The organism is Nesterenkonia sp. E16_10 (genome assembly GCF_017347085.1).
In the GTDB taxonomy this organism is placed as follows: Bacteria; Actinomycetota; Actinomycetes; order Actinomycetales; family Micrococcaceae; genus Nesterenkonia.
On record NZ_JADPSA010000002.1, the window covers coordinates 38,967 to 63,518 of the forward strand.

General features: G+C 68.6%; 22 protein-coding genes and 1 tRNA gene. 15 read left to right on the forward strand and 8 right to left on the reverse strand.

What is annotated here, in order from left to right:
• The first annotated feature begins 27 nt into the window (after positions 1-27).
• The 4 genes from mnmA (at position 28) to I2487_RS01555 (ending at position 3,399) form a co-directional block, all read left to right on the forward strand.
• The gene (gene mnmA, locus I2487_RS01540; protein ID WP_207170681.1) at positions 28-1,182 is read left to right on the forward strand and encodes a tRNA 2-thiouridine(34) synthase MnmA; all 1,155 of its coding nucleotides are present in this window, start codon (positions 28-30) and stop codon (positions 1,180-1,182) included.
• Positions 1,183-1,191: 9 nt separating this feature from the next.
• Complete coding sequence (locus I2487_RS01545) at positions 1,192-1,596, forward strand: chorismate mutase (protein WP_207170680.1); 405 nt, start codon at positions 1,192-1,194, stop codon at positions 1,594-1,596.
• Positions 1,596-2,735 (forward strand): uroporphyrinogen decarboxylase/cobalamine-independent methonine synthase family protein, encoded by a 1,140-nt coding sequence (locus tag I2487_RS01550; RefSeq protein WP_207170679.1) that lies wholly within the window; start codon positions 1,596-1,598, stop codon positions 2,733-2,735. The genes I2487_RS01545 and I2487_RS01550 overlap by 1 nt, the downstream gene beginning before the upstream one ends.
• A 250-nt stretch (positions 2,736-2,985) precedes the next feature.
• A complete protein-coding gene (locus tag I2487_RS01555; RefSeq protein ID WP_207170678.1) occupies positions 2,986-3,399 on the forward strand; it encodes a VOC family protein in 414 nt (137 codons plus the stop codon).
• 307 nt (positions 3,400-3,706) lie between these two features.
• On the opposite strand, the gene I2487_RS01560 is transcribed toward I2487_RS01555, so the two are convergent.
• Positions 3,707-4,939: a cysteine desulfurase family protein gene (locus I2487_RS01560; RefSeq protein ID WP_207170677.1), complete on the reverse strand. Its 1,233-nt coding sequence runs from the start codon at positions 4,937-4,939 to the stop codon at positions 3,707-3,709.
• A 43-nt stretch (positions 4,940-4,982) separates the two neighbouring features.
• Between I2487_RS01560 and I2487_RS01565 the strand changes: the two genes are divergently transcribed.
• From I2487_RS01565 to rraA, 4 genes are read left to right on the forward strand one after another with little or no spacing between them, the layout of a single operon-like run.
• Positions 4,983-6,041, forward strand: a complete 1,059-nt coding sequence (locus I2487_RS01565) for a J domain-containing protein (protein ID WP_207170676.1) — start codon at positions 4,983-4,985, stop codon at positions 6,039-6,041.
• A gap of 37 nt (positions 6,042-6,078) precedes the next feature.
• Entirely contained in the window at positions 6,079-6,561 is a 483-nt protein-coding gene (locus tag I2487_RS01570; RefSeq protein WP_207170675.1) for a tRNA (cytidine(34)-2'-O)-methyltransferase, read from the forward strand.
• A gap of 58 nt (positions 6,562-6,619) precedes the next feature.
• Positions 6,620-8,272 carry an anti-sigma factor domain-containing protein gene (locus tag I2487_RS01575; RefSeq protein WP_207170674.1) on the forward strand — a complete coding sequence of 551 codons (1,653 nt, stop codon included), beginning with the start codon at positions 6,620-6,622 and terminating at the stop codon, positions 8,270-8,272.
• Positions 8,272-8,772, forward strand: a complete 501-nt coding sequence (rraA, locus tag I2487_RS01580; RefSeq protein WP_207170673.1) for a ribonuclease E activity regulator RraA — start codon at positions 8,272-8,274, stop codon at positions 8,770-8,772. Before I2487_RS01575 ends, rraA begins: the two co-directional genes overlap by 1 nt.
• Positions 8,773-8,853: 81 nt before the next feature.
• On the opposite strand, the gene I2487_RS01585 is transcribed toward rraA, so the two are convergent.
• Together I2487_RS01585 and I2487_RS01590 are read right to left on the reverse strand one after the other, a co-directional pair.
• Positions 8,854-9,639 (reverse strand): PIG-L deacetylase family protein, encoded by a 786-nt coding sequence (locus tag I2487_RS01585; protein WP_207170672.1) that lies wholly within the window; start codon positions 9,637-9,639, stop codon positions 8,854-8,856.
• Between the two features lie 37 nt (positions 9,640-9,676).
• A complete protein-coding gene (locus I2487_RS01590; RefSeq protein ID WP_207170671.1) occupies positions 9,677-11,428 on the reverse strand; it encodes a S1C family serine protease in 1,752 nt (583 codons plus the stop codon).
• Positions 11,429-11,692: 264 nt separating this feature from the next.
• Here I2487_RS01590 and I2487_RS01595 point away from each other — a divergent pair, with 264 nt between their 5' ends.
• The 6 genes from I2487_RS01595 (at position 11,693) to I2487_RS01620 (ending at position 18,180) form a co-directional block, all read left to right on the forward strand.
• Positions 11,693-13,177: a coiled-coil domain-containing protein gene (locus tag I2487_RS01595; RefSeq protein ID WP_207170670.1), complete on the forward strand. Its 1,485-nt coding sequence runs from the start codon at positions 11,693-11,695 to the stop codon at positions 13,175-13,177.
• 101 nt (positions 13,178-13,278) lie between these two features.
• Positions 13,279-14,100, forward strand: coding sequence for a PspA/IM30 family protein (locus I2487_RS01600; RefSeq protein ID WP_207170669.1), 822 nt, complete (start codon positions 13,279-13,281; stop codon positions 14,098-14,100).
• A gap of 113 nt (positions 14,101-14,213) precedes the next feature.
• Complete coding sequence (gene pdxS, locus I2487_RS01605; protein ID WP_345941296.1) at positions 14,214-15,125, forward strand: pyridoxal 5'-phosphate synthase lyase subunit PdxS; 912 nt, start codon at positions 14,214-14,216, stop codon at positions 15,123-15,125.
• Positions 15,122-15,733 carry a pyridoxal 5'-phosphate synthase glutaminase subunit PdxT gene (pdxT, locus tag I2487_RS01610; RefSeq protein WP_345941297.1) on the forward strand — a complete coding sequence of 204 codons (612 nt, stop codon included), beginning with the start codon at positions 15,122-15,124 and terminating at the stop codon, positions 15,731-15,733. Before pdxS ends, pdxT begins: the two co-directional genes overlap by 4 nt.
• A gap of 74 nt (positions 15,734-15,807) precedes the next feature.
• The gene (locus I2487_RS01615; RefSeq protein WP_207170667.1) at positions 15,808-16,800 is read left to right on the forward strand and encodes a variant leucine-rich repeat-containing protein; all 993 of its coding nucleotides are present in this window, start codon (positions 15,808-15,810) and stop codon (positions 16,798-16,800) included.
• A gap of 111 nt (positions 16,801-16,911) precedes the next feature.
• Complete coding sequence (locus tag I2487_RS01620; protein ID WP_207170666.1) at positions 16,912-18,180, forward strand: variant leucine-rich repeat-containing protein; 1,269 nt, start codon at positions 16,912-16,914, stop codon at positions 18,178-18,180.
• Here the strand turns inward: I2487_RS01620 and I2487_RS01625 are convergent.
• Positions 18,174-19,166: a bile acid:sodium symporter family protein gene (locus I2487_RS01625; RefSeq protein ID WP_207170665.1), complete on the reverse strand. Its 993-nt coding sequence runs from the start codon at positions 19,164-19,166 to the stop codon at positions 18,174-18,176. The two genes, I2487_RS01620 and I2487_RS01625, sit on opposite strands and share 7 nt — an antisense overlap.
• Before the next feature lie 207 nt (positions 19,167-19,373).
• Between I2487_RS01625 and I2487_RS01630 the strand changes: the two genes are divergently transcribed.
• A complete protein-coding gene (locus I2487_RS01630; protein WP_207170664.1) occupies positions 19,374-20,753 on the forward strand; it encodes a hypothetical protein in 1,380 nt (459 codons plus the stop codon).
• Here I2487_RS01630 and I2487_RS01635 read toward each other — a convergent pair whose 3' ends face one another.
• From I2487_RS01635 to I2487_RS01650, 4 genes are all read right to left on the reverse strand, one after another.
• On the reverse strand, positions 20,754-21,986 hold the full coding sequence (locus I2487_RS01635) for a cation:proton antiporter domain-containing protein (RefSeq protein ID WP_207170663.1): 1,233 nt from the start codon (positions 21,984-21,986) through the stop codon (positions 20,754-20,756).
• A 209-nt stretch (positions 21,987-22,195) separates the two neighbouring features.
• Complete coding sequence (locus tag I2487_RS01640; protein ID WP_207170662.1) at positions 22,196-22,972, reverse strand: hypothetical protein; 777 nt, start codon at positions 22,970-22,972, stop codon at positions 22,196-22,198.
• A 132-nt stretch (positions 22,973-23,104) separates the two neighbouring features.
• The gene (locus I2487_RS01645) at positions 23,105-23,641 is read right to left on the reverse strand and encodes a hypothetical protein (RefSeq protein WP_207170661.1); all 537 of its coding nucleotides are present in this window, start codon (positions 23,639-23,641) and stop codon (positions 23,105-23,107) included.
• A 700-nt stretch (positions 23,642-24,341) separates the two neighbouring features.
• A tRNA-Met gene (locus I2487_RS01650) sits at positions 24,342-24,415 on the reverse strand.
• Positions 24,416-24,552 lie beyond the last annotated feature (137 nt).

Below are 24,552 nucleotides of genomic sequence, written 5' to 3' on the forward strand. Positions count from 1 at the left end.
CCACTACAGGGAACCGGGAAGAGATTCATGAAGGTATTGGCAGCCATGTCCGGCGGAGTGGACTCCGCCGTGGCCGCGGCGCGCGCCGTGGACGCCGGCCACGAGGTCGTCGGGGTGCACCTGGCGCTGAGCCGGATGCCCGGCACGCTGCGCACCGGGTCCCGCGGCTGCTGCACCATCGAAGACTCCTCCGACGCCTGGCGCGCCTGCGAGAAGCTCGGAATCCCGTTCTACGTCTGGGACTTCTCCGAACGCTTCAAGGCCGATGTGGTCGATGACTTCATCAGCGAGTACGCCGCAGGCCGCACCCCGAACCCCTGCATGCGCTGCAACGAGAAGATCAAGTTCGAGGCGCTGCTGGACAAGGCCATCGCGCTGGGCTTCGACGCCGTGGCCACCGGGCACTACGCCAAGGTCTTCCGCGACGCCGAGGGCAGCCCCGAGCTGCACCGGGCGGCCACCTGGACCAAGGACCAGTCCTACGTGCTCGGGGTGCTCACCACCGAGCAGCTCGAGCACTGCATCTTCCCGCTGGGCGAGACTCCCTCGAAGGACCTGGTCCGCGCCGAGGCGGCCGAGCGAGGACTCTCGGTGGCGAAGAAGCCGGACTCCCACGACATCTGCTTCATCCCCGACGGCGACACCCGCGGCTGGCTCGCCGAGCAGATCGAGCTGCGCAACGGCCCGATCCTCGACGCCGAGGGTGAGCAGATCGGCGAGCATCAGGGCTCCGAGGCCTACACCGTGGGCCAGCGCCGCGGTCTCAAGCTCGGCCACCCCGCCCCGGACGGCAAGCCCCGGTTCGTGCTGGAGATCCGGCCCAAGGACAACACCGTGGTCGCCGGGCCGCGCGAGCTGCTCGAGATCGATCGGCTCACCGGCATCCGGCTCTCCTGGGCCGGTGCCCCGGTCACCGAGGCCGCCACCGGGGAATGGTTCTCCCTGGACCTGCAGATCCGCGCCCACGCCGACCCGGTGCCCGCCCGCGCCCGGGTCGAGGCCGAGCACCCGGAGACCGAAGACGGCGCACCCCGGCTGATGGTGGAGCTCCAGGACGCGCTGCAGGGTGTCGCCCCCGGTCAGACCGCCGTCATGTACCAGGGAACCCGGGTGCTGGGACAGGCCACCATCGACACCGCCCGCTCGAAGAACTACCAGCCGGTGGCCTCCGCCGCCCAGTAGGCTGGATGCATGAGCACAGATCCCCGCGCCGGCGAGGCCGGCACCCAGGTAGAACCCGAGATCCTCGATGAGCTGCTCTCCATGCGAGCCAGCATCGACAACATCGATGCGACGCTGGTCTACCTGCTGGCCGAGCGGTTCAAGGCCACCCAGCGCGTCGGAGTGCTCAAGGCCAAGCACCAGCTCCCCGCGGCGGATCCGGCCCGCGAGAAGAACCAGATCTCGCGGCTCAAGCGGCTGGCGAATGAGGCTCAGCTCGACCCGGAGTTCGCCGAGAAGTTCCTGAACTTCATCATCGAAGAGGTCATCCGCCATCATCAGGCGATCTCCAGCGCCGGCCTCGGCTCCGCAGCGGTCGCCCCGGGAGAAACCGCCGACGACGCTGCCGCACCCCACGAATCGACCGACCGCTGATGCCGCTGCGCTCCGCCGCGGCCGGTGTGATGCCCGGGACCGATCTGTTGCACAGCGCAGAGCTGCAGGCCGCCGAGCTGCCGGCACCACATCTGCCGGGACTGCCTGAACTTCCCGGACGCGGACTGCACTCGCAGCTGCTGGGCCGCAGCCTCGCTCAGCTCTCCGAGCTCGCCACCGAGCTGACCTCCTACGGATGGCGGCTCACCCAGCGACCCGGCGCCGATGACCAGCGCGCCCGCGGCTGGCTGCGCTCGGATGTGGACACCTTGGCCGATGTCCGCGGGCGGCGCCGCGAGGCCGGCCTGGACGCCGCCGACGAGAACGGACTCGCCGCTCCCCTGGTGCTGGAGCTGCTGGGACCGATCAGCCTGATGGCGAGCCTCGCGCTGCCGTCCGGCGAGAAGGTGCTCACCGATCATGGAGCACGCCGAGACCTGGCCGGCTCGCTGGCCGCGGGGGTCGCCGAACACCTGAGCCATGTGCGGCGAGCCTGCGCGCCGTCGTCGTTGACCGTGATCATCGCCGAACCCGACTACACCCGGGCTCGCGGGGGGCTGATCCCCACGGTCAGCGGCTACCGGACGATCCGGGCGCTGGACCGCGAGGAGGCCCGCGGCCACCTCGGCCTCATGATCGAGACCCTCCAGCGCGGCGGTGCCGAGGAGATCTTGCTCGACCTCGGCGGCGTCGTGGAGGCGGAGCATCTGCAGGACTTTCGGGCGGCCCAGGGCCCGAAGGTCAGCGGCTTCGGAGTCGATCTCACCGTGATGCAGGCACAGGGTTGGGAGCGCACCGCCGAACTGGTCGAATCTGGGGCCACCATGCTCGCCTCCACACTGACCGCCGCGGATGCCGCAGCCGCCGCGCGGCCCTACTCTTCCGAGGCCTCACGCCGCGGGGAGACTCAGCTCCCCCAGGTCAGCGACCTGGCACGAAGGCTGCGTGGGCCTTGGGACCGGATCGGGATGCCGCTGACCAGTCTGGAGAACTTCATCCTGGTCGGCTCCGCCGCGCGGCACCAGGCAGAACCGGCCCGCTCGCAGTTCGCCTCGCTCACCGAACCCGCCGCGATGCGGGTGCTCACCCGGGTGCGCGACACCGCCGAGGCGCTGCGCGACCAGCTCCGCGAGGCCTGAGCGGGGTGCGCGCCCGGTCCGCGCCCCCTTACACTTTCCCTCCCCTTACACTTCCCTCCTCTCACACGTTCCCTCCCCTTCCACCTTCCCTCCCCTTCCACCTTCCCTCCCCTTCCACCTTCCCTCCCCTTCCCTCACTGGGGCGGAAACGGGTGGAATGCGGCCGTAGGAAGACCTCAGAGCACCTGGATGCGCCCCACGGATGCGCTTCGCCCCGGCAACTCAAGCCCCCTACCCGAAAGAGGCCCCCATGGAGCAGCGACTCTCACTGATCACCCTCGCCGTGGCCGACCTGTCGGTGACCCGACGCTTCTACGTCGAGGGTCTCGGCTGGGCGCCCAGCGTGGAGGCCCCCGGGGTGCTGATGCTGCGCGCCGGCGAGCATCTGCTGCTCTCGCTCTGGGATCGGGCCGAGTTCGAGGCCGAGGTGGGCCCGATCATGACCGGTCCAGGGGTGGCGCCGCTGACCCTGGCGCACAACGTCGCTGAAGACGCGCAGGTCGATGAGGTCCTGGACCTGGCGCGCGCGGCCGGAGCCACTGAGATTCAGCCCGCCGAGCGTCGCGAATGGGGCGGCTACAGCGGATATTTCGCCGACCCTGACGGATTCCGCTGGGAGATCGCCTGCGCGCCGGGCGAGGTCAACGACATCGTCCTGCCCTGAGCCGAAGCCACCCCGCCTCACCCCCGCCCCCGCCACGCGCACCCGCCTCGGGCACCTCGCGCGCTCGCCCGAGCCGTCGCTGGGGCGGCAACGGGTGGAATGCAGCCGTATAGAGAGCTCAGAGCACCTGTATGCGCCCCAGGAACGCCGGGACACAGGGAATGCAGCCGCATAGAGGGCCGGAAGCACCTGTATGCGCCCCAGAGACGCCGGGACACAGGGAATGCGGCCGCCTAGAGACCTCAGAGCACCTGTATGCGCCCCAGGAACGCCGGGTTACGGGCGAAACGCAGGATCCTGCCCTCGTTCAGCGTCGGGCGGCGGCCATTCCGGCGGTGCGCGCCTGGGCGATCACTGCGGGCAGCGCGGCGGCCAGCGCGGCCACATCCTGCTCCGTCGTCGTCCAGCCCAGGCTGAAGCGCTGGGCGCCGCGGGACTGTTCCTCGCTGAGACCCATCGCGAGCAGCACGTGGGAGGGGCGCGGGACCCCGGCGGTGCAGGCCGAACCGGTAGCGGTGTCGAAGCCCGCCATGTCCAGCATGAACAGCAGCGAATCGCCCTCGGCCTCGTCCACGGTGATGTGCAGGTTGTTCGGCAGCCGCAGCTCCGGGTGGGTCCGCGGGTCCGGTCCGCGCAGCGTGACCCCCTCGAGCCCGACCACCGCGTCCAGCAGCTGATCCCGCAGCCCTGCCAGTCGCTGGGACTCCTGCTCCTGGGAGGCCACCAGCTCCTGGGCCACCGCGGCGAAGGAACAGATCCCGGCGACGTCGAGCGTGCCGGAGCGGATGTCGCGCTCCTGCCCGCCGCCGTGCAGCACCGGGGTCAGCGCCACGTCGCGTCGGACCAGCAGCGCGCCGATGCCCACCGGGGCGCCGATCTTATGGCCGCTGATCGCCAGGGTCGCGGCACCGGAGTCGCGGAAGCTCATCGGCGCCGTACCGGCAGGAAGCGATCCGAAGGCCTGGACCGCGTCGGTGTGCAGCGGCACCCCGTAGCGCGCGCAGAGCTCGCCGATCGCAGCGATCGGCTGGATCGCGCCGGTCTCGTTATTGGCCCACATCACGGTGACCAGCGCGACCGAGTCCGCAGACTCAGCCAGCTGTGCCTCCAGGGCAGGCAGATCCACGATCCCCTGCGCATCCACGGCAATGATGTCCAGCGCGGCGCCCTCGTGAGCCTCGAGCCATTCAGCCGTCTCGAGCACCGCGTGGTGCTCGATCCCGGGCAGCAGGATCCGACGCCGGGCCGGGTCCTGCGCGCGGCGCTGCCAGTAGAGCCCCTTGACCGCGAGGTTGTCCGCCTCGGTGCCCCCGGAGGTGAAGATCACCTCGGAGGGGTGCGCTCCTGCGGCACGGGCGAGCTGCTCGCGGGCGGAGTCCACCGCCAACCGGGCGCGGCGGCCGGAGCCGTGCAGCGAGGAGGGGTTCGACAGGGCCGGCATGACCTCGGTGAGCACCCGCATCGCGGTGGGCTTGATCGGAGTGGTGGCGGCGTGGTCGAAATAGGTTCCGCCCGGCAGGGCCTCAGGTGCAGATGACATCGTGTCCACGATTCTACGCTTTTGGGGCTATCGTGAATCCTCGATGAGCAGTCACTCCGGAGATCTCTACAGCGTGCTGGGCATCGGCCCCGACGCCGACGCCCAGGCCGTCCGCGCGGCCTACCGCAAGCAGGTCAGGCGGGCCCACCCCGACGCCGGCGGCACCGCGGAGGAGTTTCACGAGGTGCAGTCGGCCTGGGAGGTCCTCGGCGATGAGGCGGCCCGGGCCGCCTACGATCGGAGGCTGCGCCAGCCGCAGGGCGCCGGCGCGGAAGCCGACTCCGAGAACGAGGGGCCCACCTACGGCCGTCCCGGGTTCGGCGGCTTCGGCGGAACGGGGGCGGCATTCCGGACCACCGCCTCGGGCAGCACCTCGGCGCGCTCCGGCAGCGCCGATTCCGCCCGTACCCCCTCGGGGACCGCCCACCTGGCCCCGATCTACATCCCTGACCTCTCCCAGCCCGAGCCGCTCTCTCTGCCGCTGACCAGTCAGCGCACGCATGGTCGCTTCGCCTCGAAGGGGCTCTTCGGCGGAGGCCGCACCCGCCGCGCCGAGCGGATGGCGGCGCTGCTGGAGAAGCACGTACTCTCCGAGCTGCCCACCGCGCGACTCTTCAACGCCGTCGCCCTGGAACCGGCGGGCAAGGACCGCCGCGGATCCAGCCGTCCCCCGCGCGGGCCGGCGGTGGATCACGTGCTGGTCTGCGGGGACACCCTGGTGGTGGTCTCCTCCTTGGAGGTGCCCGCTGCGGCTGCGTCCTGGGACGGCCGCCGGCTTCACGCCGCCGGACGCTCGCTGACCCTGCCTGACCTCACCGGAGACTCCCGGCTGCTGCGCGCCACCGTGGAGGCCGCGATGCGGGAGACCGGCCGCGAGACCAGCCTGAACCTGGGGCAGCAGCTCGTGCTGCAGTCCCCCGACGGCGGCATGCAGAGCCCGGTGGTGGAGTCCCGAGGGACCGGCATCGCGCGGGCCCCGCTGGCCCCGGCGCGTGCCTTCCGCAGCATCCGCGAGCAGCTCGCCGCCTCCGCCCAGGCCAACGTGATCGACCGGCACCTGCTTGCCGCGCTGCGCCGTCAGCTGCAGCACCCGCTGGAGTGACCGCTCCCTGAGCCCAGCCGGTTCCGTCGCCGGTAGGATGACGGGCGTGAACACTCCGATTCGGGTGCTGGTGGACCAGCCTGAGATTCCCGGCAACACCGGCAACCTGATCCGGCTCGCCGCTGTCACCGGGGTGGAGCTGCATCTGGCCGAACCGATCGGCTTCGACTTCGCCGACGCCAAGCTGCGCCGTGCCGGTCTGGACTACCACGATCTCGCCGTGATGACCGTGCACCCGAGCCTGGAGGCCGCCTATGCGGCACTGGCTCCCCAGCGCATCTTCGCCTTCACCGGCGAGGGCACCGTCACCCACACCTCGATCACCTACCGCCCCGGCGATGTGCTGCTCTTCGGCCGGGAGTCCACCGGGTTGGACGAGGCGGTGAAAGCCGATCCGCGGATCACCGATCGGGTGCGGATCCCGATGCTCGCCTCCCGGCGTTCGCTGAACCTGGCGAACTCGGTCTCGATCGCCGTCTACGAGGCCTGGCGTCAGGACGGTTTCGGCGGAGCCGTCTGACGCTCATGAGGGTGTTGGTGACGCTGAAGCCCGCTGGGGCTCGCTACACTCACCAACCATGGACACCGCCTCTGATCGCTCTGCATCGGCTCACCCCGAAGACCTCCCCGACGGCGACCTGACCCGCGCAGAACAGGGCCGCGGGTCCGTCCATGAGACCACCGGGAACGACGACGCCGACGGCCGGCCCGACTCCGCCGAGGCCTCGAACGATCCGAGGCTGAGCGAGCTCCTCGCGGGTTCGGCCCGCGGCGACCAGCCCTCCTTCGCCACCTTCTACGAGGCCACCTCCGATGTGGTCTACGGGCTGGCGCTGCTGATGCACGAAGATCCCGAGGGGGCGCAGGCCTCCATGTTGGCGGTCTACCACCAGCTCTGGGACCAGGCCGACGAGCGCGCCCAAGACCTCCGGCTGCAGTCCCAGGCCTCGGAGCTGCTCACCGACGAGCACGCCGCCGAGGAGCATCGCCCCGACGACGCCTACCGGCCCACCGAGTACGAGCTGGTGCTGGAATGGCTGGTCCCGCTGGCGCACCGGATCTTCGTGGAGCGCTTCCGCGAGGGCCTGGCCACACCGATCCGCCTCACCGTGGTCCCGGCCGATGAAGGGGGCGGGATCGCCGGTCTTCCCGAAGAGATCATCGAGGACATCAGCGTGCTCTCGGACTCGCAGTCCCAGGCGCTGGCGCTGAGCTACCTCGCCGGCGACACCCACCAGCAGGTGGGCGCCGCGGTGGGCGCAGCCGTTCCGGCCGTGAAGTCTCGACTGCGTGACGGCATGACCCGGATGCACACCAGGCGCACCACCCGCGAGGCGGAGCTCGATCCGATCCTGCGGGCCGCGGTGACGAAGAAGGACGTGGAACGTTCCGGCGCGGTGAACCGGAACTTCACCGAGGACATCGGCGCCGACGTCGAACACGGACTGCTCGTGGAGCTCGCCGAGGTCTACGCGCTGGACGCCATCGACAACCGGGAACGCGCCGTGCTGGATGAGGCGGTCCTGACCGCCGATGAGGCCACCGCGCGCGCCTGGGACACCCGGGTGCTCTCGGCCCGGCGCACGCTCTCCGAGATCTTCACCGCCTACCCGGTGGTCCCGCCGGGCCAGCTGCTCGAGGAGGTGCTCTACAACCTCTCCGACCAGGAGGTCGGCATGGGAATGGTGGAGTCCATCTCGAGCCACACCGAGGTGACGCCCAAACGGGAACCGGTGGTGAAGCGCTGGATGATCGTCAGCGGCCTCGCTGTCGTCGTGCTGGCCGCGGTCCTGCTGATCTGGGGACTGACCATCGGCCAGGACGTGCAGGCCACGGCCGACGGGGACCCCGAGGCGCGGGTGGTCGACGGCATCGAGCTCGCCGAGGGCGGCACCGCACGGGCGGTGATCTCCGAGGCCGAGAATGTGGGCTACGTGGACTTCTCCGAGGTCGGGGAGCTCGAGGGCGAGACCACCTACCAGCTGTGGCTGATGCCGCGCGACGACGCCCAGCCCAGTTCGCTGGGAAACTTCACCGCCGCGGAGCTCGAGGAGGAGATCGTGACCCTGCGCGATGTCGAGTCGAACCGGGCGCTGCAGATCACGGTCGAGCAGATCCGCGGCGAGGAGCGCCCGATGGGCGAGACGGTCGGCGAGATCGAGATGCGTGAACGAGTCACCGACGGCCCGCAATACGGCGGGTCCACCGATCAGGAGGAGGACGAGGACTGATGAGCGCAGAACCCAGGCCCACCACCGGCAGCGCTGACTTCGCGACCTGCGACCTCTACGACGACGACGAGTCGCTGCAGTCGCTCTCGCTGCAGCTGCTGAACCTCGGCGGCCGCGCCCGATTCACCGGCCCGATCCGGACCATCCGCTGTCACCGGGACAACGGACTGGTCAAAGAGCTGCTGAACTCCCCCGGTGATGGCGCCGTGCTCGTCGTCGACGGCTCAGGCTCGCTGGACTCGGCCCTGATCGGTGACATGATCGCCGCCTCCGCGATCGAGAACGGCTGGGCCGGGGTGGTCATCCACGGGGCGATCCGTGACCGTGAGCAGCTCGCCGAGATGGACCTCGGTGTGCGCGCACTGGGCTCGAATCCCCGGAAGTCGGTCAAGGACGGAGTCGGCGAGGTCGATGTGCCGGTCCAGTTCGGCGGCGTGAGCTTCGTGCCCGGGGCGACCCTGTGGTCCGACGCCGACGGCGTGCTCGTCAGCAACGTCTGAGTCACCGCCGGTCGAAATCACTGCCGGTCGAAATCACCGCCGGCCTGAGTCACCGCCGGCCTGAATCACCGGCCTCCGAAGTCAGAACCCGCTGATCGTGTCCGGGGCGTTGACCGTGACCCAGTGGAACTCCTCGGCGAAGCCGCCGGCACCGTGGATCTCGCGCATCTGCTCCAGCACGAAGTTCTCCATCCGCGCGGCGTCGGGGTGCTGGCTGAAGTGGGCCCGCAGCGCGTCCAGCTTCACCGACTCCTGTCCCGAGACGTCGAGCCGGAGGTTCACCCGCTCCTGCGGCGCGGTGGTCAGCAGCAGGTGACGGATCTTGAAGGCCTCCAGCCCCGCGGCCGCGAGCTCCGGGTAGGCGAAGGGGTTCTCCACGTAGGGGTAGGCGGCACGGACCACGGCCTCGCCGCAGGCCAGGTGATCGGGGTGTGACTTCTGCAGCCGGTCCCAGGCGCGTTCGGGATGCGGAGAGATGACCACCTCGGGCCGGACCTGACGCATGATCCGCACGATCTTTCCGACCAGCTCCGCGGTGGGCGCGACGAAGCCGTCGCGCTCGTCGAGCAGGATCACCTCGTGGACCCCCAGCGCCGCGGCCGCCTGACGCTGCTCGGCCTCCCGCACCCGGGCCAGCTCGGCCCCGTCGCGCCCGGGCTCGAAGCCCCCGGCGTCACCGGCGGTGAGCAGGCACAGGGTCACCTGCACCCCGGCCGCGGTGAACGCCGCGATGCTGCCGGCCGCGCCGAAGTCGATGTCATCGGGATGGGCCCCGAAGGCGAGCACCTGGCGGACCTCGTGCTCCGCCGCCAGCGCGGCGGGGCTGGTCAGCCCGGCCCGGCTGGAGGATCCGGGGGCTGCCGACATCGCGGTCCGCGAAGAACCGGCTGGGAACGACTCAGACTCAGGTCGCGCCAAGGGTCACCTCGGTCTCTTCCTGCTGGCCGTCCCGCGTGTAGCTGATCGTCACGGTCTCTCCGGCCGCGTACTCGCGGATCGTGGCGGTCAGCGCCAGCGAGTCTTCGATCCGCCGGTCGTTGACCGCGGTGATGATGTCACCGGTGGCGAGTCCCGCTTCCGCGGCCGGGGTGTTTCCCGGCACGTCATCGATCAGCGCGCCCACGGTGAAGCCGGGCATCACCGGAGCAAGCCCGGTATCGGTCTCGTCCGGAACCTCCTGGGAGCCGGCAGCCGCGACCGTGACGCCGAGCAGCCCGTGCGAGACCTCACCGGTCTCGATGAGCTCCTGCGCGACCCGCTGGGCATAGTCGATCGGCACCGCGAAGCCCACACCGATGGACCCGGCGTCGGACTCGGCCCCTCCCCCGGATGAGGCGATGGCCACGTTGACGCCGATCACCCGGCCCTCATCATCGACGAGGGCGCCGCCGGAGTTGCCACGGTTGATCGCGGCGTCGGTCTGGATCACGTTGAGATGAATCGAACCCTGGGTCGGGGATCCCTCCATGTCAGGGAAGTAGAACTCGAAGCCGTCCTCTTCGGCGCCCTCCTCGGGCGCCTCCGGGGCGTCGCCGCCCTCGTCCTCCACGGCGGAGGAGGCGACGGAGATGGTGCGGTTCAGCGTGGAGACGATCCCGTCGGTGACCGTGCCGGCGAGGCCGAGCGGGGCACCGATGGCGATGCTCTGGTCCCCGACGTTGAGATCCCCGGAGGAGCCAAGCTCGGCCGGCTGGATCCCCTCGATGTCCTCGAGCTGGATCACCGCGAGATCACTCAGCGGGTCGGTGCCGACCAGGGTGGCGTCGGAGACCGATCCGTCGCTCATCCGGACCTGGATCTCGGGATCCGGCGCGGCCCCGCCGAGGGTGACCACGTGCGTGTTGGTCAGCACGTGGCCTTCCTCATCCAGGATGATTCCTGAGCCGGACCCGCCCTGGCCACCTTCGTTGACTGCCAGGGTGACCACCGAGGGAGAGGCCTTCGCCGCTGCGGCGGTGACCACGGTGGCGGAGTCGGGGTTGTTGATCTCGATGCCTCCGGTGGAGGAGGTGCTGATGCTGCCGTCGTCGAGCACCGCCTGGGTGCCGGCCACCACACCGCCGCCGAGCAGGCCGGCGAGCAGCACCGCGAGCGCGAGACCGCCGACGCCCACGGTGCGCTTGGCCCGCGGCTGCTTCTGATCGGGGTGCCCGAAGGCGGCACCCGAGCCGTACCCGCCGTAGGCGCCATAGCCCTCACCGCCATGGGAGGGGTCCTGATGGTGCTGCGGCTGGCCGTACTGGCCCTGCTGATCCTGGCCGTACTGGCCGGTCTGCGGATGGCCGTACTGATCCTGACGGTACTGGGCGGCCTGCGGCTGACCGTACTGATCCTGGCCGTACTGATCCTGACCGTACTGGCCCTGGCCGTACTGGCCGTACTGGCCGGCCTGGTGCTGACCGTACTGCGGCTGGTGCTGTCCCTGACCTGGCTCGCCAGAGGCATAGCCGCCCTGCTCTGCGGTGTGATGCTGGGAGGCGGGGGTCCCTGAGGGCGAGGCGGGCCAGTCGGCGGAGTAGGACTCCACCCCGGACTGGGCCGGGGCATCAGCCTCGGGAGAGACCGGTCCCGGCGGCACGGGATCGATCCGCGCTGTGGCGTCCTCCGGAGGGTCGACGTCGTCCCGGCGAGGGCCGTTGTGCGGATCTGGACTCATGGTGGAACCTGCCTTTGTGGTCTTGCGCTGCGATAGTGGGGCGGCGAGATCGGGACACGCATGCTCTCGCGGGCTCGACTGCCATTGTCAGCGCCCATCCTGTATCGACGACGATAACGGCCTGGATGCCTCCTGGACGATTCCAGGAGACGGCGATCTGCCCCGGCACCCTCGGTCTGGCTCGCCGCGAACCCCGGCTACGCCCACAGACGAGCTGACCGTTGGCTGATAGACGATGTCATAGGCCACTTATAGACTCGGCCCATGGTGCCCGACGTAGTCCTCAATCCACCCCTCACCCTCGGGATGATCGTGATCGGCCCGCTGCTGATCGGCGCAGTCATCCTCGGTCTGATCGGGCTGGGCGCGGTGTGGCTCTCGGGCGGCAAGAAGCAGAACCGCCGGCTCCAGGGCTTCTCCAACAACCAGCAGCTCCCGGGCGGCAAGAGCTCCGGACACGAATCCGCGGAGCAGCGGCGGCTGGCTGCGATGAGCCTCGAGGAGCTTCGGCGCGAGGCCGGTTCACTGCTGATCGCGGCGGACAATGCGGTGAACTCCTCCGAGCAGGAGATCCTCTTCGCCAGCGCCGCCTACGGCGATGAACAGGTCGCCCCCTTCCAGAAGGACGTGGACGAGGCGCGGGAGCACCTGCAGGAGTCCTTCCGGATGCAGCACACGGTGGACCGCGATCCGCCGGAGGACGAGCGCGAGGCCCGCGAGCTGCTGGGCAAGGTCATCGAGAACTGCCAGCGGGTCAACGAGACCCTGGAGTCGCACCGCCAGGACTTCGAGTCCCTGCGCAGCCTCGAGCTGGACCCGCGTCCCGCCCTGGAGCAGCTGCGCCGTCGCATCGGAGAGCTCCGGGACCGCCGGGGAGAGGCCGAGAAGCGCCTCCCGAACCTGCAGTCCAAATACGACGACGAGGCGCTCACCTCCTTCACCGAAGGCCTGAACCACTCCGCGCGCAGTCTTCAGCACGCCGAAGGCTCGGCCCAGGAGGCCGAGCAGGCGCTCACCGATTCCCAAGCCTCCGATGCGGTGGTCGCGATCCACGCCGGAGAGGAAGCCGCCGGCGAGGCCGGGAAGCTGATCGAATCCCTCGAAGAGACCCAGCTGCGGCTGCGCAGCGCCGAGCAGAACCTCGGCATCGGCCTGGACCAGACCGAGCAGGACATCGCCCAGGCGCGCGCCACGATGCAGGCAGGCCAGTCCTCGGAGCTCGCCGGCCCCATCGCCGCGGCCGAGGCCGCGGTCCAGCAGGTGCGCCGGGCGCTGGAGGCAGAGTCCAAGACCAACCCCCTGGAGCTGTTGAACTCACTTGAGATCGCCCATCGCGAGCTCGACGAGCCCCTGAACGCGGTCCGGGACCAGCAGGCCCGGGATCGGCGGGCCCGTGAAGTGCTGCAGACCGAGATCCTCACCGCACGCCACCAGGTGCAGTCCTCCCGGGACTACCTGCGTTCCAAGCGCAGCGGCGCCACCTCGCGCACTCGCATGGCGGAGGCCGAACGCACCCTCGCCGAGGCGGAGGCCGTCGGAGACCGCGAACCGGCCAAGGCGCTGGAACTGGCCACCCAGGCCAAGACCCTGGCCGTGCAGGCCGCCCAGATCGCCCGGCAGGAATCGGCTGAGGACGCGCTCAGCGGAGGGGGCGGAGGCTACGGCGGCGGGTTCGGCGGATTCGGCATGCCGGGCGGCTACGGCCATATGGGCGGGGGCGGCTTCGGGCGCCGTCGTCGGATGTTCTGAGTCTGCACCGGGGCCGGGCCATGGCCGTGTGAAGAACCCGTGACTAGTATCGACCACGTGAGCAATCGATAGACATTGATGCACAAGGAAAGGTGAACACTGTGAGCAAGCAGTCCATTTTAGGTCGCATGTCCCAGCTGGTCCGCGCGAACGTCAACGCCATGTTGGATCGTTCCGAGGACCCGGAGAAGATGCTGGACCAGATGGTCCGAGACTTCACCAACAACATCGCGGAGGCCGAAGAGGCGATCGCCCAGACCATCGGCAACCTGCGCATGATGGAGGACGACTACAGCGAGGACCTCGAGAACTCGCGGTCCTGGGGCCAGAAGGCGCTCGCAGCCTCCCGGAAGGCCGACGAGTTCCGCGACGGCGGCAATGCTGAGAACGCACAGAAGTTCGACAATCTGGCCAAGGTCGCCATCCATCGCCAGATGGAGGCAGAGTCCTCGGCGAAGTCCGCCGAGCCGACCATCACCTCTCAGCGCGAGATCGTGGACCGGCTCAAGACCGGTCTCGAGCAGATGAAGACCAAGCGGCAGCAGCTGGTGTCCAAGCGCGACGAGCTGATCGCACGCTCCCGCGCCGCGCACGCCCAGTCCCAGGTCCACGACGCGGTGAAGTCCATCGACGTGATGGACCCGACCTCCGAGGTGGGACGCTTCGAGGAGAAGATCCGCCGCGAAGAGGCCCGGGTCCGGGGACAGAACGAGCTGGCCGCCTCCTCGCTGGACGCGCAGTTCGAGTCTCTGGAAGATCTGGGCGAGCAGGCCGAGGTCGACGCCCGGCTCGCCGCGCTGAAGTCCGGCAGCTCCGCCCCGGCAGCGCTGGGCGCCGGTTCCTCGGAGGCCGGATCCTCCGATGCGCAGGCCACCGAGGACTACACCGCGCAGCTCGAGGCCCAGGAGCGCGACCGCGCCTGAACGCAGTATGACGTCGGTTCGGCAGCGGTGCTGAAGTGATGGAACAATGGGGAGTGAACGCGACGTTCACTCCCCATTGTCGTCGCAGCAACCTAAACCTTCAGGAGACCTCCGTGACCACTGAGTCCACCACGCACACTGCTGCCGCCACCGGTGCCACCGCGGTGAACACCGGATTGGCCCAGATGCTCAAGGGTGGCGTGATCATGGACGTGGTCACCCGCGAGCAGGCGCGCATCGCCGAAGACGCCGGTGCCGTCGCCGTCATGGCGCTCGAGCGGGTGCCCGCCGACATCCGCGCCACCGGCGGCGTCGCCCGGATGTCCGACCCCGATCTGATCACCGGCATCATCGATGAGGTCTCCATCCCGGTGATGGCCAAGGCCCGGATCGGCCACTTCGTCGAGGCGCAGATCCTCGAGCACCTCAAGGTCGACTACATCGACGAGTCCGAGGTCCTCTCCCCCGCGGACTACATCCACCACATCGACAAGTCCAAGTTCAAGGTGCCCTTCGTCTGCGGCGCGACCAACCTCGGTGAGGCGCTGCGCCGGATCACCGAGGGCGCCTCGATGATCCGCTCCAAGGGCGAGGCCGGCACCGGCGACGTCTCCGAGGCGATGAAGCACATCCGCACGATCAACGGTGAGATCGCCCGGCTGACCTCGCTGGCTGAGGATGAGCTCTACCTGGCCGCGAAGGACCTGCAGGCTCCCTACGCGCTGGTCAAGCAGATCGCCCGCGAAGGCCGCCTCCCGGTGGTCCTCTTCGTCGCCGGCGGCGTGGCCACTCCCGCCGATGCCGCGATGATGATGCAGATGGGCGCCGACGGCGTCTTCGTCGGCTCGGGCATCTTCAAGTCCGGAAACCCCGCCGAGCGCGCCGCCGCGATCGTGAAGGCCACCACCTATTACGACGATCCCGCCGTGGTCGCAGAGGCCTCCAAGGGCCTGGGCGAGGCGATGGTCGGCATCAACGTCGCGGACCTCCCGGCCCCGCACCGGTTGGCTGAGCGCGGCTGGTGAGCACACCCCGCATCGGGGTCCTGGCGCTGCAGGGGGCCGTGGCCGAGCATGCCCGCGCCCTGCGCGCGGCTGGCGCTGAGGTCTCCACCGTGCGTCGACCCTCCGAGCTCGAGGGCCTGGACGGGCTGATCGTGCCCGGCGGGGAATCCACCACCATGGCCCGGCTGGCCGCCCCGGTGGGGTTGCTGGGGTCCATCCGGGAGCGGCACGCCGAGGGCATGGCGATGTTCGGGACCTGTGCCGGGATGATCCTGATGGCGGATCAGATCCTCGACGCCGAGGCGCTCACCGGCTTCGAACGCATCGGCGGCCTGGACGTCGTGGTCCGGCGCAACGGCTATGGCGGCCAGCTGGAATCCTTCGTCGGACCGCTCGAGGTGGCAGGGCTCCCCGGGGAGGACAAGACCCCGTTGGAGGCCGTGTTCATCCGCGCCCCGGTGATCGAGTCCCTGGGCACCGAGGTGGAGGTCATCGCCTCCTGGCAGGACCGGCCGGTGGCGGTTCGGCAGGGACGGATCCTGGCGGCGAGCTTCCATCCAGAGCTGACCCCGGATCACCGGCTGCATCGATATTTCGTGGAGATCACCGCGGAGCACAAGGTCAGCTGACCTGAAAAACAGATCTGGTTCGGGCATGATGTCCCGAGGATGCCGTACGCGGAACCTTCGACCATGGAGAACACATGACTGACGGACCACATCAGAGCCCCACCGGTCCCGCCGCCCGCGCGGCAGATCCGAACACGCCCCAGGTCCAGCTGCAGATGCTCGCCGGAGACCATCCCGAGCTTCGACCGCTGATCGCGCAGAACCCCAACACCTATCCCGAGCTGCTCCAGTGGCTGGCCGAGCTCCACGATCCAGCCGTGGACGCCGCGCTGGCCCGACGCGCTGCCGGAACCGGCCCTCGCCCCGACCCCGGGGAGGATGAGTTCTCCGCCGTGCGCCAGGAGCGCCCGCAGGACTATGCCCCGTCGCAGCCACGTCACGGCTACTACCCCGCCGCCCCGACCGGCCCGGCTCCATGGGAGTCCCGTCCCGGTCCCGCTCCCTGGGAAGCTCCGGCCAGCCAGGCGCCCTACGCCGAACCGGAGCCGCGCCGTCGTCACGGCGGCACCTGCGCGATCCTCTTCCTGATCCTGCTGGTCGCCGCGGCCGCCGTGGTGGCCGCCTACTTCCTGATCTTCAATGGGGTCTTCAGCGGCGATGACGAGCCGTCCGAGGAGACCTCGATCTCCCAGGACCAGAACGAACAGGGCCAGGACCCGGAGGAGACGGGAGCTCAGGGCGCTGAATCCGAGGCCCCCGAGGAGGAGGACGCCGAGATCGTGCGTCCCGCACCCGAGGACGCCCAGGACATCCCGGCGTTCACCGCACCCTCGGGGAACATCAACTGCATCATCGGGGAGGATGAGCTCGAGTGCAGCATCCTCGACTACAGCTTCGACACTGAAGAGAACTGTGACGGTCCCGCACGCTTCTCGGTGGGGTCCGAGGATCCGCAGCTGGGCTGCGGCAGCACCGAGGGCGAGAACTCGGCGACCCTGCAGTACGGCCAGTCCGCCGGCAATGGTCGGTTCGCCTGCGTCTCCTCGGAGTCAGGCTTCGAGTGTTGGAACACCGAGACGGGCGACGGGTTCTTCATGGCGCGCGAGAGCTATCAGCTGCAGAACTGATCTGGATCCACCTCACCCGGTTCCTGCGACGAGAGTACACTTCGGACGCAACGAATTGTTCACACTGAACGGCTGGCCTGGTGCTGCGTCGTCGGAACTGAAAAGGAACGCATGGCTTCGAACGATCACGAGCTCAGTGCCATCGCCGCCGACCCGCGCACCGATTGGGACACTCTGCACTCGATCGCGGAGAACCACCCGGCCCTGCGCCCGACCGTCGCGGAGAACCCTGCCACCTACCCTGAGCTGCTCGAAGCCCTCGCCTCCCTCGGTGACCCGGAGATCGACGCGGCCCTGACCCGACGGCGCGACGCCCTGGCAGCCGCCGCGGCGCAGCCGGAGCCCACAGACCCGGCGACTCCCCCAGCACTTGCAGGCACCCCGGCACAGAGCGCGCCATCGGCTCAGACCCCCGCGGACCCGTCTCCCCCGCCCCCTCCCCCTGCCCCGGCACCCGGCCAGGACGGAACCGGCAACTCTCCGATCGCCGCGCCTGCCCGGTCCGGCGCAGTCAGGTCTGCCGCGCCGCCTCGTAGGCGCCGCTCCAGGGCTCCGAAGTTCCTGCTCACCGTGCTGCTGCCGGTCCTGGTGCTGATCGCCCTGAGCGCTCTGGCGCTGTCCCTGCTGGACGGAGGGTCCCCCGAGGACTCCACCGCCGCAGAATCCCCGGCGCAGGCCCAGTCTTCCCAGGAGCCTGAGGACGAACCCGCGGAGGAGCCTGAGCCGAGCCCCACGGAAGAACCTCCGACTCCAGACGAGCGGCGCGCCGAGCTGGCCGCGCTTCCTCAAGAGTCCAGCTGCGACTCCCCCGCCGCGGACCGCGAGGTCTTCCTGGACCTGGCCTCAGCGGCCTCAGAGAACGGCAGCTGGGTCGAGTCAGAGGACGCCACCCTGGTTCGAGACGCACTCCTCGGGCTGCAGGACAGCTGCGACAACACGCACGCGGCGGCGTTGTTCCTGGACCTGCGCGAGTCTGAGCAGACCCCCAACGCGCTGCGCGGCACCGTTGCAGACATGGGCTCCGCCTGGATCCAGGCGTCCTTCCCCGCGCAGGGCCAGCCGCTGAGCTCCTTCGTCTCCCCCGATGGCAATGTGGTCTGCGAGCTCGCAGACACGCTGCGCTGCCGGGTGCTGCAGCACAGCTTCAGCGCACCCGAGGGGTGCACCGAGGGTGTCACCTACGCCATCCGGGTGGACCGCACCGCCGAACCCGACTGCGAGAACCCGGTGCCCCAGCAGGGGCAGCAGGTGCTGGGCTACGGGCAGACGGCCTCGAACGAGTTCTTCGCCTGCACCTCCTTCCAGTCGCAGATGTCCTGCTGGAACCAGCTCACCGGGGAAGGCATCAACCTCTCCGCGAGCCGCAACTTCACCTACTGAGCCTGACCGGACCCCGGCACCGCTGATCGGCGGGAGTCCGGGAAGAGCACCCACGGAATGAACCAGACGCAGAAGGTCATGCCCAAGAGCTCGATCAGAGACTGCATGACCACCACGATCGCGGCGGTCTCCCAGCCCGCGGGCAGCGCCAGCGCGAAGGGCAGCACGATGAAGGAGTTGCGGGTGCCCATCGAGAACGCCAGCGTGCGTCCCTGTGCCAGGTCCAGGCCTGCCACGCTGGCCAGGGTCCTCGAGAACAACAGGCTGGTCGCCAGGAACAGCGCCACCACTCCCAGGACGATCGGCAGCAGATGCAGGTCCGCCAGGACCGCACCGACGTTCGCGATGGCGACGAGCAGCACCACCACCGCCAGCAGCGGCACCGGTCCCCACCCCAGGCGGTCGACGGCGGCGGCCACTGCCGGTCGGCGTGCGGCCCAGGCCTCGGTCAGGACGGCCAGTCCCAGCGGCAGCAGCACCACGACGACGGCGGGCCAGATGTCTGCCGGCGCGAACACCACCCGCAGGTCAGCATCTGAGATCAGCCACAGGTACAACGGCAGGAGCAGCAGCTGGAGCACCAGCAGCACCGGGGTCAGTGCGGTCGCCCGGGCGGCGTCGCCTGAGCCCAGCTGGCTGAAGCTGATGAACCAGTCGGTGCACGGCACCAGCAGCACCAGGAGCAGGCCCAGCTGCAGGGCCTGATCATCCGGGAGGAACTGGACCATCACCCAGACCGCTGCCGGCAGCAGGACGAAGTTCCCGAACAGGGCCGCCGCCATGAAGCGCCCCTCGGCGAACGCTGCGGGCACCGCCGCCATCGGCACCTGGGTGAACGTCGCGTAGAGCAGCAGCCCCAGGACCGGCCAGAGCAGCGCATCGGCGGTGCCGGCCAGCTGCGGTGCCAGCGTGCCCAGGACCAGTCCCAGCAGGACGGCGCCGAGGTAGAGCCAGACCTGGTGGCGCTCGAGCTTCTGGCGTCTCATCGGTCCGGCTCCTCCTGACTCTGCTCACCACCGTGTCGGTGCACGACACTCTGCCACAGGCCCGAGACTCCGGCCGAGGGGACCTACGGCTCTACTCGCGCGGAGTGGTCCGCTGCATGGTGGAGAGACCAGCGGCCGTTCAGCCTCCGTCGATCCTCGCGCTGACGATGAGTCCCGCCATCCTCCAGATCGAGAGGCGCAGAGCACATGGATCCCACAGAGACCCGGGACCAGGAGATCGCCAGGTTGTCTGAGGAGGTCGCCCGGCTGCGGTCGCGGCTCGAGACCCAGCAGGTGCAGCCGCCGCCCACACGCACACGCCGGGCCGCCAGAGGACGCGCGTTCCTCGCGACGCTGCTGATCCTGCTCGGTGTGGTCATGGCCCCGCTCGCCGTCGTCGCCGCGTGGACGAAGGCCGAGGTCAACGACACCGATCAGTTCGTCGCGACGATGGCACCGATCATCGAGGACCCCGCCTTCCAGGCCTTTCTGGTCGAGGAGATCACCGCGGCGATCAACGAGGAGATCGACATCGAGACGGTCACCTCCGACCTCTTCGACGGGATCGCGACGTTGGACCTTCCACCCCGGGCCTCCGACGCGCTCCAGCTGCTCGAACAGCCCGCAGTGGAAGGCGCGCAGTCCCAGATCCGGTCCACCACCGAGCGGCTCATCGCCTCTGACACCTTTGAGCAGGTCTGGGACCAGGCGCTGCGGATCAGCCACGCCCGGCTGATCGCCGCGCTCAGCGGAGACACCTCCGGCGCCGTCGTGATCAGCGAATCCGGCGAGGTAGGCATCCAGCTCGGACCCCTCGTCGCCTCCGTCAAGGAACAATTGACCGCGCAGGGGTTTGCGCTGGCCGAGCGGATCCCCGAGGTCGATCGGACACTCGTCGTCGCGCAGTCCGATGAGCTCGTCCAGGCACGAACCGCCTACCAGGCGGTGGATGTGCTCGGATTCGTGCTCCCCTGGGTGGGCATCGGCCTGATCACGCTCGGCGTCCTCGTCGCGGGGCGGAGGGCGAGGGCGTTGATCTGGGCCGGGGTCGGCCTGGCGTTCGCGATGGCCTTGCTCGCGATCGGCGTCGCGCTCGGACGTGTCCTCGCGGTCGCCGCGGTCTCGCCGCAGTACCTGCCCCCGGAGGCCGCCGAGGCGATCTACGACGCCCTGGTGCCCCTGCTCTACTCCACCGCGCTCGCCCTCGGCACGGCTGGCGTCACCCTCGCGGCCCTCAGCTACTTCGCCGGTCCGTTCCGCGGGGCCGTCGCGGTACGACGCCTGACCGTGGACTCGGCCGAACACCTCCGAGCGGCAGCGGAGAACGCCGGGGTGACCACGGGCCGGTTCGGCGCGTTCCTGCACCGTGCCCGCCGCTCCATCCGGATCGGCATCACCGTCATCGGCGCCGCGGTCGTGCTGCTTCTCAGGCCGTTGACCCCGGAGGTGATCCTGTGGACCGTATGCGGTGCGCTCCTGGCCATCGTGCTGCTCGAACTGCTGCAGCGGCCACCCTCCGTGGAGGCTGAGCCTGCGCAGCCTCGGGCGCCGGCAGCAGCGCATGGAGAGTCGGGGGCGGCGCGGTGATCAGGGAAGCGGGATGTCGGAGGGCTGCTCCTGGCCGTTGCCGCCGTTGTGGCTCTCGGACCAGCGATGGTAGGCCGCCACCAGCGGGACAGAGCTGAGTCCGTGAAGGACGACGCTGAGCGCGATGGTGACGACCACCGTGGTCAGCACCACCTCGCCCTCCGGGACCCCGCGCTGGAGAACGATGAGCGCGAACACCAGCGAGGCCAGTCCTCGCGGACCGAACCACCCGATGAAGACCACCGTCTGCCACGGGACCCCACGGCCGGCGAAGGCGATCGCCACAGGGACCATCCGGATCAGGGTCAGACTGAGCGTGGCATAGAGGAGCACCTGCCAGGTGATGTTCGGGATGACCAGGGTGAAGGCGAGTGCTCCGAATCCGATCCACACGACGGCTGCGAGGAGACCGCCGGTCTCCTCGGTGAGCGGAATGACGGCAGACGCTTGTGCCCCCGAGACGCTTCCAAAGGCGAGCCCGCCGACGAAGGCGGCGATGAACGCGCTGCCGCCGAGCGTCAGCGCCATCGTGTAGGCGAGCAGCGCCGTCGAGAGGAGCAGCACCTGACGCCACTCGCTCCTGATCCAGCCGCGTCGGTCGGCGAAACGAAACAGCAGCCCACCCAGGATCCCGGCGGCGATCCCGCCGGCGAGCCCCCAGCCGATCTGGGTGATCATGTTGCTGATCACCGCCGAGATGACTCTGGTCTGCAGCTCCGCGTTCGCGATCTCGAGCGCGACCAGGAAGAAGGGTACCGCCAGTCCGTCATTGAGCCCGCTCTCCACATCCAGCGAGTGCCGCACGCGGGTCACCACCGCCGGGTCGGAGACGACCTTCTGGCCCAGCGCCGCGTCGGTGGGGGCCAGCATCGTGGCAAGCAGGAACACGGAGGCCAGGGCCACGGTGGGGAAGATGAGCACCCCGACGCCGATCCCGGCGAGCATCGTCAGAGGCAGCCCGATCAGCAGGAGTCGTCTGGGCCATCCGAGCGTGTAGCGACGCGCGCCGAAGTCCAACCGGGTGGCGTCGCTGAAGAGGATGAGAACGAGCGCGAGCTCGGCCACCCGCTGGACCGCTTCTGATTCCACCGAGATGTCGAGAACGCCGAGCATCGACCCGCCGAACAGGAAGCCCGCGGCGGCGAGGAACAGCGCAGGAGTGATTCCGCGCCGGTCCAGCGGCCCGGAGAGCGCGCTCCAGAAGATGATGATCGCCAGTATCGTCGCTGCCACCACCATGGGGGTCCGCTTTCGCTTGCACCCGGTCCTGCCGCATCGAAGGGTTCCGCGGCCAGGATCCGGGGGTCTGGGCCCGAGGCTACCCGCGGCTCCACCGCCGAGACAGGGACCAAGTACCCGCGTCGCGGATTGCAGAGTCTCGACGTTCAGCCCAAGCTGCTGAGCGACCCTTGCCAGAGCGTCTGAATGAACAGCATCTCGGACTAGTCAGAAGATTCTTCGTCTTCGTGGCGCTCGAGGTCCTCCATCTGACGCGGGTTGTCTGGACCGAATTCCGCCTCACGTTCCTGGCGATTTGTCTCCAAGACGTGTTCGTAGGCGTCGAGCAGGGATTCGTCATCCGAATGTCGGGTTCGGTATCTGAGGCCTCCCACGTCCGGGGAGTCCCCCGTCAGGATGAAGACGCGTCCCTCTTCTCGCCCGGCACCGTAGTAGATACGCCCGTAGGGGCCTACACCGTTGCTGTTGTTCACATTCTCGGTGAGTCCCAGGTGCTTCGCGATCTCATCAGCAGTGGCATAAGCCTCCTCAAGGTCTGCCAACTCCAGGTCAAAGTTCACGGCATGGCGGTACTTGTCACCCCCTCGCGGTCGAGCAGCGACTTCGGTATCGTGGCGTTCTGCAGTCCATCGTTCGCCGTCGATGGTCGCCACGTCGTCACCGAAGTGTTCTCGCATGACCTCCACGACGATCTCCAGTTCTGCGAGTTGCTCTTCCTGGGTGTAGCCGCCATCGACATCGATCAACCCCTCACGCGAGGCGCTCTCACCTGATGGTGATCCATTCTCTGGCTCCAGAGTCGCCTCCGAACCCTCATGGGCTGGACGGTCTGTCCCTGGTATCTGTTCTGCTTCGGAGCATCCACTAAGCACGACCGATCCGACCAGAAGACATCCCACCAACCGGTCGGGCAGCAACCCCCTCCGCCGGTGCTGCCCTTCCAGGGACACCGGGTTTTCTTCTGGCTTAGCGGTCTTCACGGTTCGCTTCACGGTTCCTCCGGAGCCGGACAAAAGTTCTTGTCAGAACAGTAATCGTCTATCAGCATCACGACCATAAACGACCCTGGGCTTCATCGAGACACTGGTCAGTCCCCCGGTCGGTGCAGCAGTTTAACCGGACTCCTCGTGGTCTATCTCAAGTTCTTCCGGATCGATAGGAGTATCCGGACTGTACTTTTCCCTGTTTTCCCGGCGAAACTCGTCAATTATGCGTTCATAGGTGCCAATGATGGATTCGTCATCTGAAGGCCGGGTCTGGTACGTAGCTCCTGCTGGTTCCGAGGAGTCTGCGGTGAGGAGAAAGATACGTCCTTCTTCTCGTCCGGCACCGTAGTAGATACGTCCATGGGGACCGATCCCGTTGCTGTTGTTCTCATTCTCGGTGAGCCCCAGTTCCTTGGCGATCTCATCTGCGAGGGCATAGGTTTCTTCCAGGTCCTGGGGTGAGATGTTGAACTCGATCCCGTGGCGATAGACATCGCCTCCCTGCGGCATCGCAGAGACCTCTGCGTCGTGGCGCTGTGCAGTCCAAGGCTCGCCATCGATGGTCGCCACGTCACCACCGAAGTGTTCTCGCATGACCGCCACGACGATCTCCAGTTCTGCGAGCTGCTCATCCTGGGTGTAGCCGCCCTCGACATCGACCAACCCCTCACGCGAGGTGCTCTCACCTGAGGGTGATCCATTCTCTGGGTCCAGAGTCGCCCCAGAACCTTGGTGGGCTAGATCGTCTGTCCCTGGCGGCTGTTCTGCTTCGGAGCATCCACTAAGCACGACCGATCCGATCAAAAGACATCCCACCAACCGGGCGGGCAGCAACCCCCTCCGCCGGTGCAGCTGTTCCGAGACCCCAGGGCTGCTTTCAGGCTTAGCGGTCTTCACGGTTCGCTTCACGGGTCCTCCGGTGCCGAGCAGTAGTCCTTGTCAGCGTAATACTCGTGGACCAGTCTCACGGCCTCACCCCGGGCTTTGACCTGTGGGAATGACCTTCTAGCTCAACCTCGTACGCCGTGACCCCACGCCCTGGATTATTCGTGACCTCCTCGATGCGCCGGTGCACGAGGAAAGCGCCACGCCCCTACCTCAAGAGTTCCGGAGCCGCGCCACCGCACTCGTGCGCGAGTTCAGACCGCTCGAACGGACCGCGGGCGCCTCGGCCCCTAAGACGTCACCTTGCACTCCTAGCTCGTGAGGAGCCCTTGGACCCGGGCACGATCCGCGAGGCGTCTAGAGCAATGCTCCACTGGATTCTCGAAACAATCCCGAAGTCAGAATGGAGTCTAGAAACCGCAGGGCAAAGCAAAAGGCCCCCGACCCGGTTTATCCCCGGGTCGGGGGCCTCATCTCGTTGCGGGGGCAAGATTTGAACTTGCGACCTCCGGGTTATGAGCCCGGCGAGCTACCGAACTGCTCCACCCCGCGTTGCGACTTGTTTAGTCTACGCACACATTGACTGTGTGCAAAATCAGAATGAACGACTTGGTGTGTGACCTCTGACACCCGCCTCCCCGTCCGGACCACGAGGGTCCGAACGGGGAGATTCTGCGGGTTTCAGATCA

What these genes read in the sequence shown, in the direction of transcription:
- mnmA (WP_207170681.1), top strand. Translation starts at nt 28, where the DNA reads ATGAAGGTATTGGCAGCCATGTCCGGCGGAGTGGACTCCGCCGTGGCC.
- I2487_RS01545 (WP_207170680.1), top strand. Translation starts at nt 1,192, where the DNA reads ATGAGCACAGATCCCCGCGCCGGCGAGGCCGGCACCCAGGTAGAACCC.
- I2487_RS01550 (WP_207170679.1), top strand. Translation starts at nt 1,596, where the DNA reads ATGCCGCTGCGCTCCGCCGCGGCCGGTGTGATGCCCGGGACCGATCTG.
- I2487_RS01555 (WP_207170678.1), top strand. Translation starts at nt 2,986, where the DNA reads ATGGAGCAGCGACTCTCACTGATCACCCTCGCCGTGGCCGACCTGTCG.
- I2487_RS01560 (WP_207170677.1), bottom strand. Translation starts at nt 4,939, where the DNA reads ATGTCATCTGCACCTGAGGCCCTGCCGGGCGGAACCTATTTCGACCAC.
- I2487_RS01565 (WP_207170676.1), top strand. Translation starts at nt 4,983, where the DNA reads ATGAGCAGTCACTCCGGAGATCTCTACAGCGTGCTGGGCATCGGCCCC.
- I2487_RS01570 (WP_207170675.1), top strand. Translation starts at nt 6,079, where the DNA reads ATGACGGGCGTGAACACTCCGATTCGGGTGCTGGTGGACCAGCCTGAG.
- I2487_RS01575 (WP_207170674.1), top strand. Translation starts at nt 6,620, where the DNA reads ATGGACACCGCCTCTGATCGCTCTGCATCGGCTCACCCCGAAGACCTC.
- rraA (WP_207170673.1), top strand. Translation starts at nt 8,272, where the DNA reads ATGAGCGCAGAACCCAGGCCCACCACCGGCAGCGCTGACTTCGCGACC.
- I2487_RS01585 (WP_207170672.1), bottom strand. Translation starts at nt 9,639, where the DNA reads ATGTCGGCAGCCCCCGGATCCTCCAGCCGGGCCGGGCTGACCAGCCCC.
- I2487_RS01590 (WP_207170671.1), bottom strand. Translation starts at nt 11,428, where the DNA reads ATGAGTCCAGATCCGCACAACGGCCCTCGCCGGGACGACGTCGACCCT.
- I2487_RS01595 (WP_207170670.1), top strand. Translation starts at nt 11,693, where the DNA reads ATGGTGCCCGACGTAGTCCTCAATCCACCCCTCACCCTCGGGATGATC.
- I2487_RS01615 (WP_207170667.1), top strand. Translation starts at nt 15,808, where the DNA reads ATGACTGACGGACCACATCAGAGCCCCACCGGTCCCGCCGCCCGCGCG.
- I2487_RS01620 (WP_207170666.1), top strand. Translation starts at nt 16,912, where the DNA reads ATGGCTTCGAACGATCACGAGCTCAGTGCCATCGCCGCCGACCCGCGC.
- I2487_RS01625 (WP_207170665.1), bottom strand. Translation starts at nt 19,166, where the DNA reads ATGAGACGCCAGAAGCTCGAGCGCCACCAGGTCTGGCTCTACCTCGGC.
- I2487_RS01630 (WP_207170664.1), top strand. Translation starts at nt 19,374, where the DNA reads ATGGATCCCACAGAGACCCGGGACCAGGAGATCGCCAGGTTGTCTGAG.